Source organism: Pseudomonas sichuanensis, from assembly GCF_024749065.1.
GTDB classification, from domain to species: Bacteria; Pseudomonadota; Gammaproteobacteria; order Pseudomonadales; family Pseudomonadaceae; genus Aquipseudomonas; species Aquipseudomonas sichuanensis.
This window is the reverse complement of record NZ_CP087185.1, coordinates 3,863,462-3,876,976: the sequence shown is the minus strand read 5'-3', so window position 1 is coordinate 3,876,976 and position 13,515 is coordinate 3,863,462. Positions and strand designations below refer to the sequence as shown.

15 protein-coding genes are annotated in these 13,515 nt (G+C 64.4%); 6 read left to right on the top strand and 9 right to left on the bottom strand.

Going from position 1 to position 13,515, the window contains the following annotated elements; genetic code table 11:
• Window positions 1-121 precede the first annotated feature (121 nt).
• Entirely contained in the window at window positions 122-1,699 is a 1,578-nt protein-coding gene (gene mqo / locus LOY51_RS17580; protein ID WP_258642346.1) for a malate dehydrogenase (quinone), read from the top strand.
• 133 nt (window positions 1,700-1,832) lie between these two features.
• Here the strand turns inward: mqo and LOY51_RS17575 are convergent, their stop codons facing one another.
• A complete protein-coding gene (locus tag LOY51_RS17575; protein WP_125859305.1) occupies window positions 1,833-2,750 on the bottom strand; it encodes a LysR family transcriptional regulator in 918 nt (305 codons plus the stop codon).
• Between the two features lie 96 nt (window positions 2,751-2,846).
• Between LOY51_RS17575 and LOY51_RS17570 the strand changes: the two genes are divergently transcribed.
• Together LOY51_RS17570 and LOY51_RS17565 are read left to right on the top strand one after the other, a co-directional pair.
• The gene (locus LOY51_RS17570) at window positions 2,847-3,152 is read left to right on the top strand and encodes a putative quinol monooxygenase (protein ID WP_125464695.1); all 306 of its coding nucleotides are present in this window, start codon (window positions 2,847-2,849) and stop codon (window positions 3,150-3,152) included.
• A 13-nt stretch (window positions 3,153-3,165) separates the two neighbouring features.
• Complete coding sequence (locus LOY51_RS17565) at window positions 3,166-4,005, top strand: type 1 glutamine amidotransferase domain-containing protein (RefSeq protein ID WP_258642343.1); 840 nt, start codon at window positions 3,166-3,168, stop codon at window positions 4,003-4,005.
• Between the two features lie 39 nt (window positions 4,006-4,044).
• Here the strand turns inward: LOY51_RS17565 and LOY51_RS17560 are convergent, their stop codons facing one another.
• Window positions 4,045-4,533 (bottom strand): signal peptidase II, encoded by a 489-nt coding sequence (locus LOY51_RS17560; RefSeq protein ID WP_125464693.1) that lies wholly within the window; start codon window positions 4,531-4,533, stop codon window positions 4,045-4,047.
• Between the two features lie 193 nt (window positions 4,534-4,726).
• Here LOY51_RS17560 and LOY51_RS17555 point away from each other — a divergent pair, with 193 nt between their 5' ends.
• Window positions 4,727-5,773 carry a class I SAM-dependent methyltransferase gene (locus tag LOY51_RS17555; protein ID WP_258642341.1) on the top strand — a complete coding sequence of 349 codons (1,047 nt, stop codon included), beginning with the start codon at window positions 4,727-4,729 and terminating at the stop codon, window positions 5,771-5,773.
• A gap of 182 nt (window positions 5,774-5,955) precedes the next feature.
• Here the strand turns inward: LOY51_RS17555 and LOY51_RS17550 are convergent, their stop codons facing one another.
• Window positions 5,956-7,200, bottom strand: coding sequence for a saccharopine dehydrogenase family protein (locus LOY51_RS17550; RefSeq protein ID WP_125464691.1), 1,245 nt, complete (start codon window positions 7,198-7,200; stop codon window positions 5,956-5,958).
• 30 nt (window positions 7,201-7,230) lie between these two features.
• The gene (locus LOY51_RS17545; RefSeq protein ID WP_125464690.1) at window positions 7,231-8,328 is read right to left on the bottom strand and encodes a carboxynorspermidine decarboxylase; all 1,098 of its coding nucleotides are present in this window, start codon (window positions 8,326-8,328) and stop codon (window positions 7,231-7,233) included.
• 233 nt (window positions 8,329-8,561) lie between these two features.
• Here LOY51_RS17545 and LOY51_RS17540 point away from each other — a divergent pair, with 233 nt between their 5' ends.
• Window positions 8,562-9,047 (top strand): metallophosphoesterase family protein, encoded by a 486-nt coding sequence (locus tag LOY51_RS17540; RefSeq protein ID WP_258642338.1) that lies wholly within the window; start codon window positions 8,562-8,564, stop codon window positions 9,045-9,047.
• Here the strand turns inward: LOY51_RS17540 and LOY51_RS17535 are convergent.
• Window positions 9,028-9,417, bottom strand: a complete 390-nt coding sequence (locus LOY51_RS17535; RefSeq protein ID WP_258642336.1) for a RidA family protein — start codon at window positions 9,415-9,417, stop codon at window positions 9,028-9,030. The two genes, LOY51_RS17540 and LOY51_RS17535, sit on opposite strands and share 20 nt — an antisense overlap.
• 113 nt (window positions 9,418-9,530) lie before the next feature.
• On the opposite strand from LOY51_RS17535, the gene LOY51_RS17530 reads away from it, so the two are divergent.
• Window positions 9,531-10,430 carry a LysR family transcriptional regulator gene (locus tag LOY51_RS17530; protein WP_258642334.1) on the top strand — a complete coding sequence of 300 codons (900 nt, stop codon included), beginning with the start codon at window positions 9,531-9,533 and terminating at the stop codon, window positions 10,428-10,430.
• A 24-nt stretch (window positions 10,431-10,454) separates the two neighbouring features.
• Here the strand turns inward: LOY51_RS17530 and LOY51_RS17525 are convergent, their stop codons facing one another.
• The 4 genes from LOY51_RS17525 to LOY51_RS17510 all read right to left on the bottom strand — a co-directional run bounded on the left by LOY51_RS17525 (window position 10,455) and on the right by LOY51_RS17510 (window position 13,493).
• Window positions 10,455-11,120 carry a M24 family metallopeptidase gene (locus LOY51_RS17525; RefSeq protein ID WP_258642332.1) on the bottom strand — a complete coding sequence of 222 codons (666 nt, stop codon included), beginning with the start codon at window positions 11,118-11,120 and terminating at the stop codon, window positions 10,455-10,457.
• Between the two features lie 40 nt (window positions 11,121-11,160).
• Entirely contained in the window at window positions 11,161-11,778 is a 618-nt protein-coding gene (locus LOY51_RS17520) for a TetR family transcriptional regulator C-terminal domain-containing protein (protein ID WP_125859298.1), read from the bottom strand.
• A gap of 89 nt (window positions 11,779-11,867) precedes the next feature.
• Entirely contained in the window at window positions 11,868-12,785 is a 918-nt protein-coding gene (locus LOY51_RS17515; RefSeq protein WP_125859297.1) for a pyridoxal-phosphate dependent enzyme, read from the bottom strand.
• Window positions 12,786-12,800: 15 nt separating this feature from the next.
• Window positions 12,801-13,493 carry a helix-turn-helix transcriptional regulator gene (locus LOY51_RS17510; RefSeq protein ID WP_125859296.1) on the bottom strand — a complete coding sequence of 231 codons (693 nt, stop codon included), beginning with the start codon at window positions 13,491-13,493 and terminating at the stop codon, window positions 12,801-12,803.
• Window positions 13,494-13,515 lie beyond the last annotated feature (22 nt).

The following is a 13,515-nucleotide window of genomic DNA, read 5'->3' as shown; positions in this document are numbered from 1 at the left end:
GAGCAGCCCGGTCAGCTAAGCTTGCTGCCGAATAGTCTGGTCATGGGCCATGTCGGGCGCATGGGCAGGCGGGCACGGGCAGGAATTGGAGCGGGACGCGCTGCGACTCGCGGGAGCGACCATGAAAATCACCAAGAGAAGCAGATGGGGGCTGGCCGGCCTCATCGTTGTACTGGGCCTGGCTAGCGCCCAGGCGGCGGACACGAAGAAGGTCGATGTGATGTTGGTGGGCGGCGGCATCATGAGTTCCACTCTCGCCGTGTGGCTCAACGAGCTGGAGCCTGGCTGGTCGATGGAAATGGTCGAGCGCCTGGACAAGGTTGCCGAAGAAAGCTCCAACGGCTGGAACAACGCCGGCACCGGGCACTCGGCCCTGGCCGAGCTCAACTACACGCCGGAGAAGGACGGCAAGATCGACATCAGCAAGGCGGTGGAGATCAACGAATCGTTCCAGATCACCCGGCAGTTCCTCGCCTGGCAGGTGAAGCAGGGGGTGCTGAAGAACCCACGCTCGTTCATCAATACCACCCCGCACATGAGTTTCGTCTGGGGCGATGACAACATCCGCTTCCTGCGCAAACGCTATGAGGCGCTGCAGGCCAGCCCGCTGTTCAAGCCCATGCAGTATTCCGAAGACCACGCGCAGATAGCCAAGTGGGTGCCGCTGATGATGGAAGGGCGCGACCCCAACCAGAAGCTCGCGGTGACCTGGACGCCGATCGGCACCGACGTCAACTTTGGCGAGATCACCCGCCAGTACGTGGGCTACCTGCAGACCCGGCCGAACTTCGACCTCAAGCTGTCCACCGAGGTCGAGAACATCACCCGTAACGACGATGGCAGCTGGCACGTCGAGTACAAGAGCCTCAAGGATGGCAGTACGGCCGCCACCGACGCCAAGTTCCTGTTCATCGGTGCCGGCGGCGCCGCGCTGCCGTTGCTGCAGAAGTCCGGCATCGACGAGGCCAAGGACTATGCCGGCTTCCCGGTGGGTGGCTCGTTCCTGGTCACCGACAACCCGGCCATCGCTCAACGCCACATGGCCAAGGCTTACGGCATCGCCGCCACCGGTGCGCCACCGATGTCGGTGCCGCACCTGGATACCCGGGTGCTCGATGGCAAGCGGATGATCCTGTTCGGGCCGTTCGCCACCTTCTCCACCAAATTCCTCAAGCAGGGTTCGCTGCTGGACCTGCTGGGCAGCACCACGATCCATAACACCTGGCCCATGGTGCTGGTCGGGGTGCGCGAGTTCGCCCTGGTGCAGTACCTGGTCGGCCAGGTGCTGCAGTCCGACGATGATCGCTTTGCCGCGCTGCAGACCTATTTCCCCGAGGCCAAGCCTGCGGACTGGCGCCTGTGGCAGGCCGGGCAGCGGGTGCAGATCATCAAGAAGGACGAGAACCAGGGTGGCGTGCTCAAGTTGGGTACCGAGATCGTCACTTCCAAGGACGGCAGCATCGCCGGGCTGCTGGGCGCCTCGCCGGGGGCCTCGACCGCGCCACCGATCATGCTCGACCTGCTGGGCAAGGTGTTCAAGGACAAGCTGGCCACGCCCGAATGGCAGGCCAAGGTCAGGCAGATCATCCCGTCGTATGGCATCCGCCTGAACGAACACCCGGACAAGGTGCAGGAGGAGTGGGACTACACCAGTGCAGTGCTGCAGCTGGCGCCGGCCAGTGAGGTTGCCGCGCCCTGACTCAGCCTTGCGACCGCTTTGCGGTCTTTTCGCTGGCAAGCCAGCTCCCACCTCGACCGCGCTGAGCTCAAGCCATGCGCAATCGGAGTGGGAGCCGGCTTGCCGGCGATGGGCCGTAGCGCATCCAGCAGTATTACGCACCCACCTGCGCCGCCACCTCTCGCACCTGCTGACGGAACCAGCGCCGCAACGGATCGGCATGGGTTCGTTCATGCCAGATCTGCATCACCTCCACCTGTGGCAGCGTCAGCGGCAGCGGGTGGATGCACAGTTCGGCGTCGCGCTCCAGCGCATCGACGGCCAGGGAGCGCAGGCAAGTCAGCAACAGGTCGGTGCCACTGACCAGTCGCGTCGGGGCGATGAAACTGGACAGCCCGGCGACAATCCGCCGCTCATGGCCCAGGGCGCGCAAGGCGCGGTCGACACGGCCGTCGAGGTCGCCGGTCAGGGTGGTGATCAGGTGCTCGCAGGCCACGAAGGCCTCAAGGCTCAAGCCGTCGGTCAGCCTTGGGTTGCCCCGTGAAGCCAGCACCACGAAGTCTTCGCCATGCAACCGTTGCTGGTGAAAGGTGTCTGGCAGGCCGGTGTAGAAACCGGCGATGGCCAGGTCGCAGGTGCCTTTCTCCAGCGCCTCGCGGGGCAATTCGCCACGGGTGTTGTGGGTGACCAGGGTGAGGTTTGGTGCCTGGCTGCGCAGGATCGGCAGCAACCTGGGCAGCAGCGTCTGCTCGAGGTAGTCGGTGCTGTACAGGTGCAGGCGGGCAGGGCGGGCGAGGAAGTTTTCGCCATCGCAGCGCTCGAAGAAGCTTTGCAGTTGACCAATCAACACCTGCACCTGCGGCGCCAGTTCATGGGCTCGAGGCGTAGGCGTGAGCCCGCGTGGCGCGCGGACGAACAGCGGGTCGCCGAACTGGTGGCGCAACTTGTTCAGCTTGTGGCTCAGCGCCGGCTGGCTGAGGGCCATGCGCTCGGCGGCGCGGGAGGCGTTGCGTTCCTCGTAGAGCACCTGGAACAGGTGCAGCAGGTTGAGGTCTTTGTTGGTGATATTCATATTTTGAATCGCAGGAATAAGTGCTTTCGAATTATCGAATCCTAACGCGATGGCTAGCATGGGCCCAGTCAATTCGAACCTGCACGGAACATACCCATGTCCATCGCCATTTTCGCCACGATCCACCCCAGCCCCGAGCACTATCAGGCAGCCGCCCAGGCCCTGCAGCTGATGGTTGAACACAGCCGTGCCGAGCCCGGCAACCTGCGCTACGACCTGTTTGTCCGCGAGGGTGAGCCCTTGGCGTTCGAGCTGTTCGAGCTGTACGTCGATGAGGCTGCGGTCGAGGCGCATCGCAACAGCGCTCATTACCAGGCCTACCGCGCCGCCACTGGCGCGTGGCTGGCCGCGCCGACCCGGGTCCAACTGGCCCGCCCACTGAACCTCGCACCCTTCAACTGATCAGGACATCTGCATGAAAATCTTCACACCCATCGCCCTGGCCAGCGCACTGGTGGCCGGTGCTGCCGTCGCCGCGCCCAAGGGCGAAGTGCTGGTGCTGCTGTCCAGCGAACACCAGCTGGCGCTCCAGGATGGCAAGCAATACGCCACGGGCTATTACCTCAACGAATTCGGCGTGCCTGCCGACCAGTTGCTCAAGGCGGGCTACTCGCTGGTGCTGGTCACGCCCAAGGGCAATGCGCCGCAGGTGGACGAGCGTTCGATCGACCCGATGTATTTCGGCGGCGACAAGGCCGAGATGCAGCGCATCCACCAGGTGGTCGAGGGCTTGCCGGGCATCGATGACACGCTGTCGGTCAAGGAAGTGCTGGCCGGTGACCTTGATCGCTACGCCGGGATCTTCATCCCGGGTGGCCATGCACCGCTGATCGACCTGGCCAACAACCCAGAGGTCGGTGCGTTGCTGCGCTATTTCCATCAGGCCGGCAAGCCCACTGCCGCCATCTGCCATGGCCCGATCACGCTGCTGTCGGCCCAGCAGGACCCGGCGGCCTACCGCGCTGCTCTGGCCCGTGGCGAAACCCCGGCGGCCAGCGACTGGAGCTATCAGGGCTACCGCATGACCATCTTTTCCGACCCCGAGGAGCAGGTGTTCGAAGGTTCGCTCAAGGGTGAGCGCCTGCAGTTCTACCCGGCCAAGGCCATGGCCGGCGCGGGTGGCAACATGAGCTATGCCGAGGCCTGGCAGCCGCATGTAGTGGTCGATCGCGAACTGATCACCGGGCAGAACCCGTTCTCCGACAAGGCCTTGGCCAAGGCGCTGCTGGAGCAGTTGGCGCGAGCCCGGAAGTAACGGTGCTCGAAGCGCTGAGGCCGGCGCACCGGTGGTTGCTCAGCGCTTGGCTGGCCTGGTCAGGGCATCGACCATCAGCACCGCTGCGCCGGCCATGATGGCGATATCCGCCAGGTTGAAAACGCCGGTGTGCAGCGTGCCGATGTTGAGCACCAGGTAGTCGACCACATGCCCCTCGCGAAACACCCGGTCGATCAAGTTGGACAGCCCGCCCACGGCGATGAACCAGGCGGCGAAGGCCTTGATCGGCGCCGCCTGCCAGTGCCTGAACGCCCAGACGCTGGCCCAGCAGCACACCGCGCCCACGGCGACCACGAAGATCAGTTGCTTGAGCAGCGCCGGCATGCCGGCACCCAGGCTGAGGAAGGCGCCGGGGTTGAGGCTCAGGGCCAGGTCGAGCCAGATGCTCTGGTTGCCCAGGACATAACTGTGGTTATCGAGGGCTACCAGGGCGATCAGCTTCACCCACTGGTCAATGATGATGAAGGCAACGCCCAGGACAAGGACGAGGGTACGGCTGGAGAACATGGTGGCAATTCCTTTGCTGCACGGGTGCGGCCGTCCGGTAGTGGCGGGTGTGCCGGCAGCGCGGCGAAGATAGCGCAGGCGGGTCTAGACTTAAAGCCCGGGCCCGGTTCTGCTGTGGGCCTATCATCAATCCGACCACCGCCCCGGACCGGACTTCGTCGACGGTGGCCTTCTGAGCAGAGGAGGTCAGGTCATGGACGAGGCAAGGCTTCACGAATTCATGGGCAAGCTGGTGGGCGACATGGGCGCCGCGGCGACCCTGGCCAACGTGGTGCTGGGCGACGAGCTCGGCCTGTACCGGGCGATGGCCGACAGCCAGCCGGTCAGCCCCGAGGCGCTTGCCGAGCGCACCGGGTGCCAGCCCCGGCTGGTGCGCGAATGGCTCAATGGCCAGGCTGCGGCCGGTTACGTGGTGCACGATCAAGGCAATTTCACCCTTCCCGAAGAGCAGGCCATGACCCTGGCGCTGGAAGACTCGCCGGCCTACATGGCCGGCGGCGCGGCGGTGCTGGCGGCGCTGTTCCACGACAAGGACAAGCTGGTGAAGGCCATGCGCGGCGATGGCGCGCTGGCCTGGGGTGACCACCACCCGTGCATGTTCAGTGGCACCGAACGGTTTTTCCGCCCGGGCTATCGCACTTTTCTGGTGGCCGATTGGCTGCCGGCGCTGGAAGGCGTGGTCAGCAAGCTGCAGGCCGGCGCGCAGGTGGCGGATGTGGGCTGCGGTCACGGTGCCTCCACCATCGTCATGGCCCAGGCGTTTCCACAGTCGCATTTTGTCGGCTATGACTATCACGCGCCTTCGGTGGCCACCGCCACCGAACGGGCACGGGACGCCGGTGTGGGCGGGCAGGTGAGCTTCCAGCAGGCGTCGGCCAAGGACTACCCCGGCCACGATCTGGACCTGGTGTGCTTCTTCGATTGCCTGCATGACATGGGCGACCCGGTTGGTGCGGCGCGGCATGCCTACAAGGCACTGAAGGCGGATGGCACGGTGATGCTGGTCGAGCCGTTCGCCGAGGACAGCCTGGACGCCAATATCAACCCGGTGGGGCGGTTGTTCTATGCCGCGTCGACCTTCATCTGCACGCCCAATTCACTGTCGCAGGAGGTTGGGCTGGGGCTGGGGGCGCAGGCGGGAGAGGCACGCTTGCGGGCGGTGTTCGAGGAGGCGGGGTTCAGCCGGTTTCGGCGGGCGACGCAGACGCCGTTCAACCTGATTCTGGAGGCACGCAAGTAATGCGTGAGCCTGCATCGGCCTCATCGCGGGGCAAGCCCGCTCCCACATGGATCGCGCTAACTTAGAGGCAGCATCGTACCTGTGGGAGCTGGCTTGCCAGCGATGAGGCCAGCACTGACAACATGAGACAGTTGCTCCCACAAAGAGAAGGGGCGCCATTTGGCACCCCTTCTTGTTGCTGCTTAGGCTTGCGCGTCCCAGGGACGGTCGCCTTTTTCATCCTTGACGCGGGTCGGCAGGCCCATCACGTCCAGCGCCTTGAGGAACGGCTCGGCCGGCAGTTCCTCGACGTTGACCATGCGGCCGGCGTCCCACTCGCCACGGGCGACCAGCAGGGCAGCAGCCACTGGCGGTACGCCGGCGGTGTACGAGATGCCCTGGCTGTCGGTCTCGGCGTAGGCTTCTTCGTGGTCAGCCACGTTGTAGATGAACACTTCGCGCGGCTGGCCGTCCTTGGTGCCCTTGACCAGGTCACCGATGCAGGTCTTGCCGGTGTAGCCGGGGGCCAGCGAGGCCGGGTCGGGCAGCACGGCCTTGACCACTTTGAGCGGCACCACTTCCAGGCCTTCGGCGGTTTTCACCGGTTGCTCGCTGAGCAGGCCCAGGTTCTTCAGCACGGTGAACACATTGATGTAGTGCTCGCCGAAGCTCATCCAGAAGCGCACGTTCGGCACGTTCAGGTTCTTCGAGATCGAGTGCACTTCGTCGTGGCCTGTGAGGTACAGGTTCTGCGAACCCACCACCGGCAAGTCGTCGGTGCGCTTGACCTCGAACATGGTGTTGCTGGTCCACTGGCTGTTCTGCCAGCTCCATACTTGCCCGGTGAACTCGCGGAAGTTGATTTCCGGGTCGAAGTTGGTGGCGAAGTACTTGCCGTGGGAACCGGCATTGACGTCGAGGATGTCGATCGAATCAATGCGGTCGAAATACTGCTGCTGCGCAAGTTTTGCGTAGCTGTTCACCACACCCGGGTCGAAGCCGACACCAAGAATGGCGGTAATGTTCTTCTGCTGGCATTCCTCGAGGTGTTTCCACTCGTAGTTGCCGTACCAGGGCGGGGTTTCGCAGATCTTGCCCGGTTCTTCGTGAATCGCGGTGTCCAGATAGGCGACACCGGTATCGATGCAGGCACGCAGCACCGACATGTTGAGGAAGGCGGAACCGACGTTGATCACGATCTGCGATTCGGTCTCGCGGATCAGTGCCTTGGTCGCCTCGACATCGAGGGCGTTGAGCGAGAAGGCCTGGATGTCGGCGGGTACCTTGAGGCTACCCTTGGCCTTGACGCTGTCGATGATGGCCTGGCATTTGGAGATGTTCCGTGACGCAATCGCAATACGACCCAGTTCGTCGTTATGCTGTGCGCACTTGTGGGCCACCACCTTGGCGACACCTCCTGCACCAATGATAAGAACGTTCTTCTTCAATTCAGCTGCTCTCCTTCATGAAAGCCCGTCTTACGACAGGCTCGAAACGTAGTCTTCGAAACCGAACTCGCGCACTACCTCGACGCTGCCGTCGAGTTGCTTGACCGCGATGGACGGCATCTTCAAACCGTTGAACCAGTTTTTCTTGACCATGGTGTAGCCCGCGGTGTCGACGAACGACAGGCGATCGCCAATGGCCAGTGGCTTGTCGAATTGGTACTCGCCGAAGATGTCGCCGGCCAGGCACGACTTGCCGCAGACCATGTAGGTGTGCGCGCCATCGTTGGGGGCCATCTTGGCGTTGAGGCGGTAGATCAGCAGGTCGAGCAGGTGTGCTTCGATCGAGCTGTCGACCACGGCCAGGTGCTTGCCGTTGTACAGGGTGTCGAGCACGGTCACTTCCAGCGAGGCGCTGTTGGTGATGGCCGCTTCGCCCGGCTCCAGGTACACCTGCACGCCGTAGGTTTGCGAGAACTGCTTCAGGCGCGCGCAGAAGGCGTCCACCGCGTAATCTTCGCCGGTGAAGTGGATGCCGCCACCGAGGCTGACCCATTCGACCTTGTGCAGCAGGTGGCCGAAGCGCTCCTCGATGTGGCTGAGCATCTTGTCGAACAGGCCGAAGTCACCGTTCTCGCAGTTGTTGTGGAACATGAAGCCGGAGATCTTCTCGATCACCTTCTCGATCTTCTCGGGGTCCCACTCGCCCAGGCGGCTGAACGGGCGCGCCGGGTCGGCCAGCAGGTAGTCGGAGCTGCTCACCTGCGGGTTGACGCGCAGGCCGCGCACCTTGCCTTCGGATTGCTCGGCGAAGCGCTCGAGCTGGCCGATGGAGTTGAAGATGATCTTGTCGCAGTTTTCGAGCATCTCTTCGACTTCATCGTCGGCCCAGGCCACGCTGTAGGCGTGGGTTTCGCCGGCGAACTTCTGGCGGCCGAGCTTGAGCTCGAACAGCGAGGACGAAGTGGTACCGTCCATGTACTGCTGCATCAGGTCGAACACCGACCAGGTGGCGAAGCACTTGAGGGCAAGCAGGGCCTTGGCACCGGAGTGTTCGCGCACGTAGGCGATCTTCTCCATGTTGCTCAGCAGCTTGGTTTTATCGATGAGGTAGTACGGCGTCTTGATCATTTAAAGGCCCCCGGCCAGGCCGGCCAAAAAAAGGACACGCATTGTGCCTTCACTTGCCACAGTTCGAAAGGGCGCAAGGTGCTTTTCGTCCGAGTCGCCGCTCATTGCCTATACAAAGCGCCATCATGCGGTTGCCCGGAGCTCGCTGTCGGGTAACACCTGGGGTGCAATGGCCCCATTGAAACAGACGAATATGACCATCCTGATCAAAGGCCGGTAGCGAGGGGCGGGCAATGAAAGTTGGCGTTATTTCCGATACCCATGGTTTGCTTCGCCCCGAAGCGCTGGCGGCGCTCGAGGGCTGCGCGCTCATCGTGCACGCCGGTGACATCGGCAAGCCACAGGTGCTTGAGGCGCTTGCAGCGCTTGCACCACTGCGGGTGGTGCGTGGCAACAACGACGTGGCGCTGCCCTGGGCCCAGGGCTTGCCGGACGTGGACAGGTTCGAGGTGCAAGGCTGGCAGGTGCTGCTGGTGCACGACCTGGCCGATGTGCCGGCGCACCTGGATCAAGGCGTGCAGTGGGTGATCACCGGGCATTCGCACAAACCGCTGATCGAACAGCGGGAAGGCTGCCTGTACCTCAACCCGGGCAGCGCCGGGCCCCGGCGGTTCAGCCTGCCGGTGACCCTCGCGCTGATCGAGGTTGGCGCGGATGCGCTGGTGCCTGAAATTGTCCCGCTGCTGGTTGCCAACCCGCTCAAGGCAACTTCGCGATGACCTTGATTTCGAAGTCGAAGCCGTAAAGCCAAGTGACGCCCACCGCGGTCAAGGTTGGATGAGGGGCGCTGCCCCAATACTCGGGTACCACCTGCCAGATGGTTTCGAATGTCGACTGCGGGTCGACCATGAACACCGTCACGTCCTGCACATCGTCGAAGCTGCAACCCGCTTCGCGCAGAATCGCTTCAAGGTTGGCGAAGGCCCGGTGAACCTGGGCCTTGAGGTCGGGTTCCGGCGAGCCGTCTTCACGGCTGCCGACCTGGCCGGAGACGAACAGCAGGCCGTTGGCGCGGATGGCCGGTGAATAGCGGTTGCGCTGGTAAAGGGCTTGGCGGCCTGGGGGGAAGATCACGTCGCGTTTGGTCATGTCTGGGGGCCTACGTGGTGGGGATGGCCTCACTGTATGCCGCGCACCAATCCCGATAATCAGGCAGTTACGGTTAAGATTGTTTGCAAATTGCAAATAATTGGAGATGCCCGATGGACCGCTTCGAGGCCATGCGCGCTTTTTCCCGAGTGGTGGAAACCGGCAGTTTCAGCAAGGCCGCCGAAACCCTGAACATCAGTCGCACCAGCGTCACTCAGCTGATCCAGCAACTGGAGGCGCGGTTGCGGGTGCGCCTGCTCAATCGCACTACCCGACGGGTGAGCGTGACCCGTGATGGGGCCCAGTTCCATGAGCGCGTGCAGCGCCTGCTGGCCGACCTGGAGGACGCCGAAAGCAGCCTGGGTGAAGCCGCCCAGCGCCCGCGTGGCAAGCTCAGGGTCGATGTGCCGAGCCCCCTGGCGCGCCTGGTGCTGGTGCCCGCGCTGGCCGAGTTTCACGCCCGCTACCCCGATATTCAGATCGAAATGGGCGTCAGCGATCGGATGGTCGACATCATCGGCGAACATGTCGATTGCGTGGTGCGCGGCGGTGAGTTGCTCGACCAGTCGCTGATGGCGCGGCGGGTGGCCGACCTGCAGTTGGGTGTCTACGCCGCGCCGGCTTATCTTGAACGCCTGGGCACACCGACCCACCCCGGCGAGCTGGAAGGCTCGGCCCATCATGTGGTGGGGTTCCTCTGGGCGCGCACCGGCAGGCCGTTGCCGCTGAACCTGGCGCGAGGGGCGCAGCAAGTGCAGGTCCAGGGGCACTGCGTGTTGTCGGTCGACGATGGCAACGCCTACCTCGCGGCCGGCCTGGCAGGCCTGGGCGTGCTCTGGTTACCGGACTACATGGCCCGTGAGCAGGTGGCCCAGGGCGCGCTGGTGCGCCTGTTCGAAGACTGGCAGCTGGCGCCCATGCCGTTGTACGTCGCCTATCCGCCGAATCGCCATGTGGGCGCGCGGCTGCGGGTGTTCATCGACTGGGTGGCGCAAGTGGCTGCCAGGCTCTGATAGGGCGCTTGCGGCTTTGCCAGGTCAGGCCAGCAGGTCCTCGTGAAACGCGCCGTAGGGCAGCTCGGGGTGGGCGATCTGGATTTCCAGGATCCACAAGCCTGCGCCCGGCTGCCCGTCGAATGCGCCCAGGTCACCGGCCCGGTAGATGGCATGGGGGAAGTCGCTGACGCGGTGGCCCTTGATTTCCAGGTTCAGCTGCCAGCCCATTTCCCGTGCGCGCTCGGCGGCAAAATCGTACAGCTCGATCCCCGTCACCCCCTGGGTACGCCAATGCGCCTGGACCTCGTCGAACAAGGTTTTGACCGCTGCGGCGCAGGCGATCTTCTGTGGGTCGTTGCCGGTGACGAAGGTGGTGCCGGCATCGCCCTCATGGCCTTCCCAGACCACGCCCATGTCGATGAAATAGATGTCGTCCTCGCCCAGCACCGGGTCACCCTCGGAGCGCTGCTTGAAGGTCTTCAGGGTGTTGGCGCCGAAGCGGATGTGGGTGGGGTGCCAGATCCGCTGCATGCCCAGCGCTTCCAGCACTTGCTGGCCCAGCGCGCGGGCCTCGGATTCGCGCATGCCGGGGCGGATGCCCTGGGCGATGCGCTCGACGGCCTGCCAAGTCATGCGCTGGGCATGTTTCATCAGGTCCAGCTGATAGGGGGCACCCACAGCTTCCTTTGCAGTGTTGGTGGCAGTCATGCCGGTACTCCTCATCAGGGTGTATTTCGTTATGATTTTTTTATATAGCGATCAACTTCGGCACCTTAGCCTCCGGGCGCAGGCCGCGCAGGAACAGGTCGGCCAGCGCCTGGGTCGACGCCCGCGTCGGCTTGAGCTGCGCCGAGCTGCCGGGCGCCTCGCCGAAACGGAAACTGGCCAGGGGCGTGGACCAGAGGAACAGTAGCAGATGCTCCGGCGCGGTCCGGGCAATCAGGCCGCGCTCCATCCACTGCGCAAGGCAGGCGAGGTTCTGCCGGGCGCTGTGGCGCAGGGCCTCGCTGCGCTCGCCAGGCAGGCGCTGGCCGCCGTGGAGCATTTCCTTGAGCCAGACCCGCGTGGCATGGGGGTGCTGGCGGGCGACCTCGGCCTTGGCCTTGAAGTAGCGGGGCAGGGCGTGCTCTGGATGGGCCTCGGCCGCAAGGCTGCGCGAAGCGAGCAGCAAGGGCTCCATCACCAGGTCCAGCACGGCGGTGTAGAGCTGCTGCTTCTTGCGAAAGTAGTAGAAGACATTGGCCCTGGGCAGGCCGGCGCGGGTGGCGATGGCCTCGACCCGGGCGGCGGCGAAGCCGTGTTGGGCGAACTCTTCGCTGGCAGCTTCGAGGATCAGTTGCAGGTTGCGGTCACGGATACTGGACATGGCTGAGGCAGGACTTCTGAATCGCTATGTTGAAAAGTATATAGCGATACCCAGTTAGCCTGCCATGGGCTTGTACCTGCGAGCAGGGCTTAGGCCACCTGTTCCAGCCAGGCGCGGATCTGCTCCAGTGTTGCGGTCGCGCCACCGCAGACGATCACCAGCACATTGCCGTAGGCCTGGAACACCTCTGGCCGCTGCAGCAACGCCAGCGCCGCACCGCAGGCCGGTTCGACCAGCACCCGGTGATCGCGCAGCAGCCTTTCGCAGGCTTGCAAAGCTTCGCGGTCGCTGACCAGGTGGCTATTCACGGTGTGGCTACGGCTGCAGGCCAGCGCCTGCTCGGCAACCCGCTTGGCCCCCAGCGAGGTGGCCACCGACTGGATGCCCGGCAGCTCCACGGTATGCCCGGCAGCCATGGCCGCATGCAGCGATGCCGCGCCGTCGGTCTCCACCGCCAGCACCGGCACGTCGTGCCAGCCATTGCGTTGCAGGCCTTCGACCACACCGCTGAGCAGCCCGCCGCCACCGACCGAGAGCACCACGGCATCGGGCTTGAAGCCCGTCGCCGCCACTTCGTCGACCATGCTGGCATGGCCGGCCCACAGCAGCGGGTCGTCGAAGGGGTGGATGAATGCATCGTCCGGCCCCAGCAGCGTCTGGGCATGGGCGTTGGCCTCCTGCCACGAACTGCCGTGCACCACGACCTTGGCGTCTTCGAGCAGCAAAAGCTCCTTGGCCCGCTCGGTGGTGGTTTCGGGTACCACCACGGTCACCGGCAGCCCCAGCTTGCGCCCGGCATAGGCCACCGCCAGCCCGGCATTGCCGCCCGACGACGAGACGAAATGTTGCGCGCCACGGGCCCGGTGTATTTCACAGGCATGCCCGACCCCGCGCAGCTTGAACGAGCCGCAGGGTTGCAGGGCCTCGAGCTTGAGCCACACCGGCCGGCCGGCACTCAGCGAAAGGGGGCGGGATTCGATCAGCGGGGTTTGGATGTGCAGTGGCATGGGAACTCCAGATTGTTAGTCGCGGGCAGCCGGCGCGTGCTCGCCGCGCAGCTGCTCCAGGTAGTTGTAGATGGTGTAGCGGGTCACGCCGAGGGCCTCGGCGGCCTTCTCCACACCGCCCTTGACGATGAACAGCCCGCGTTCCTGCATCACCCGCACCGCCTCGACCTTGGCCTGCTTGTTCATCCGGCCCTGGCCGCTGCGCTGCAGCGAGTCGTGAATGATCTCGGCCATCAGCACGGCCATGTCGGCGGGCTCGCTGCTCATGGCCGGGGCGGGCGTGGCGCCCAGTGGCTGGAAGTGCTGCAGGAAGGCCATGGCGGCATCGAGGCCGGTGACATCGGTGTTCACGCACAGGCTGGCAAACGGGTGCCCGCCGCTGTCGCGAAAGATCGCCGTGGCGCTGCGCAGGTTGCGGCCTTTGAGTGTGGTGGGGTAGTCGGGCAGTACCACAGGCGTGCAGCCTGGCTGGCCATTGGCAGCCTGCATCAAGGCCTTGAAGCCTTGGTCCTGTTCGGGGGCAGCGAGGATCGGGCTGCCGACCTGGCGCCCGGAGAGTTGGCCGTTGACGATGGCCACCACCGAGTGTTCGGGGTGGTCGAGGTCATGCAGGAGGATTTCGACGTTGCGCGGGACAACACTGCCCAAGGCCTGAAGGGTGGCCTTGAGTACGGTGAGGGTGAGCTGGCGCTCTTGGGAAGGCGTCATGGTGGCATCGCATTATCAACAG

Coding starts and splice junctions, on each gene's coding strand:
- mqo (WP_258642346.1), top strand. CDS start 122: ATGAAAATCACCAAGAGAAGCAGATGGGGGCTGGCCGGCCTCATCGTT.
- LOY51_RS17575 (WP_125859305.1), bottom strand. CDS start 2,750: ATGAATATCACCAACAAAGACCTCAACCTGCTGCACCTGTTCCAGGTG.
- LOY51_RS17570 (WP_125464695.1), top strand. CDS start 2,847: ATGTCCATCGCCATTTTCGCCACGATCCACCCCAGCCCCGAGCACTAT.
- LOY51_RS17565 (WP_258642343.1), top strand. CDS start 3,166: ATGAAAATCTTCACACCCATCGCCCTGGCCAGCGCACTGGTGGCCGGT.
- LOY51_RS17560 (WP_125464693.1), bottom strand. CDS start 4,533: ATGTTCTCCAGCCGTACCCTCGTCCTTGTCCTGGGCGTTGCCTTCATC.
- LOY51_RS17555 (WP_258642341.1), top strand. CDS start 4,727: ATGGACGAGGCAAGGCTTCACGAATTCATGGGCAAGCTGGTGGGCGAC.
- LOY51_RS17545 (WP_125464690.1), bottom strand. CDS start 8,328: ATGATCAAGACGCCGTACTACCTCATCGATAAAACCAAGCTGCTGAGC.
- LOY51_RS17540 (WP_258642338.1), top strand. CDS start 8,562: ATGAAAGTTGGCGTTATTTCCGATACCCATGGTTTGCTTCGCCCCGAA.
- LOY51_RS17535 (WP_258642336.1), bottom strand. CDS start 9,417: ATGACCAAACGCGACGTGATCTTCCCCCCAGGCCGCCAAGCCCTTTAC.
- LOY51_RS17530 (WP_258642334.1), top strand. CDS start 9,531: ATGGACCGCTTCGAGGCCATGCGCGCTTTTTCCCGAGTGGTGGAAACC.
- LOY51_RS17525 (WP_258642332.1), bottom strand. CDS start 11,120: ATGACTGCCACCAACACTGCAAAGGAAGCTGTGGGTGCCCCCTATCAG.
- LOY51_RS17520 (WP_125859298.1), bottom strand. CDS start 11,778: ATGTCCAGTATCCGTGACCGCAACCTGCAACTGATCCTCGAAGCTGCC.
- LOY51_RS17515 (WP_125859297.1), bottom strand. CDS start 12,785: ATGCCACTGCACATCCAAACCCCGCTGATCGAATCCCGCCCCCTTTCG.
- LOY51_RS17510 (WP_125859296.1), bottom strand. CDS start 13,493: ATGACGCCTTCCCAAGAGCGCCAGCTCACCCTCACCGTACTCAAGGCC.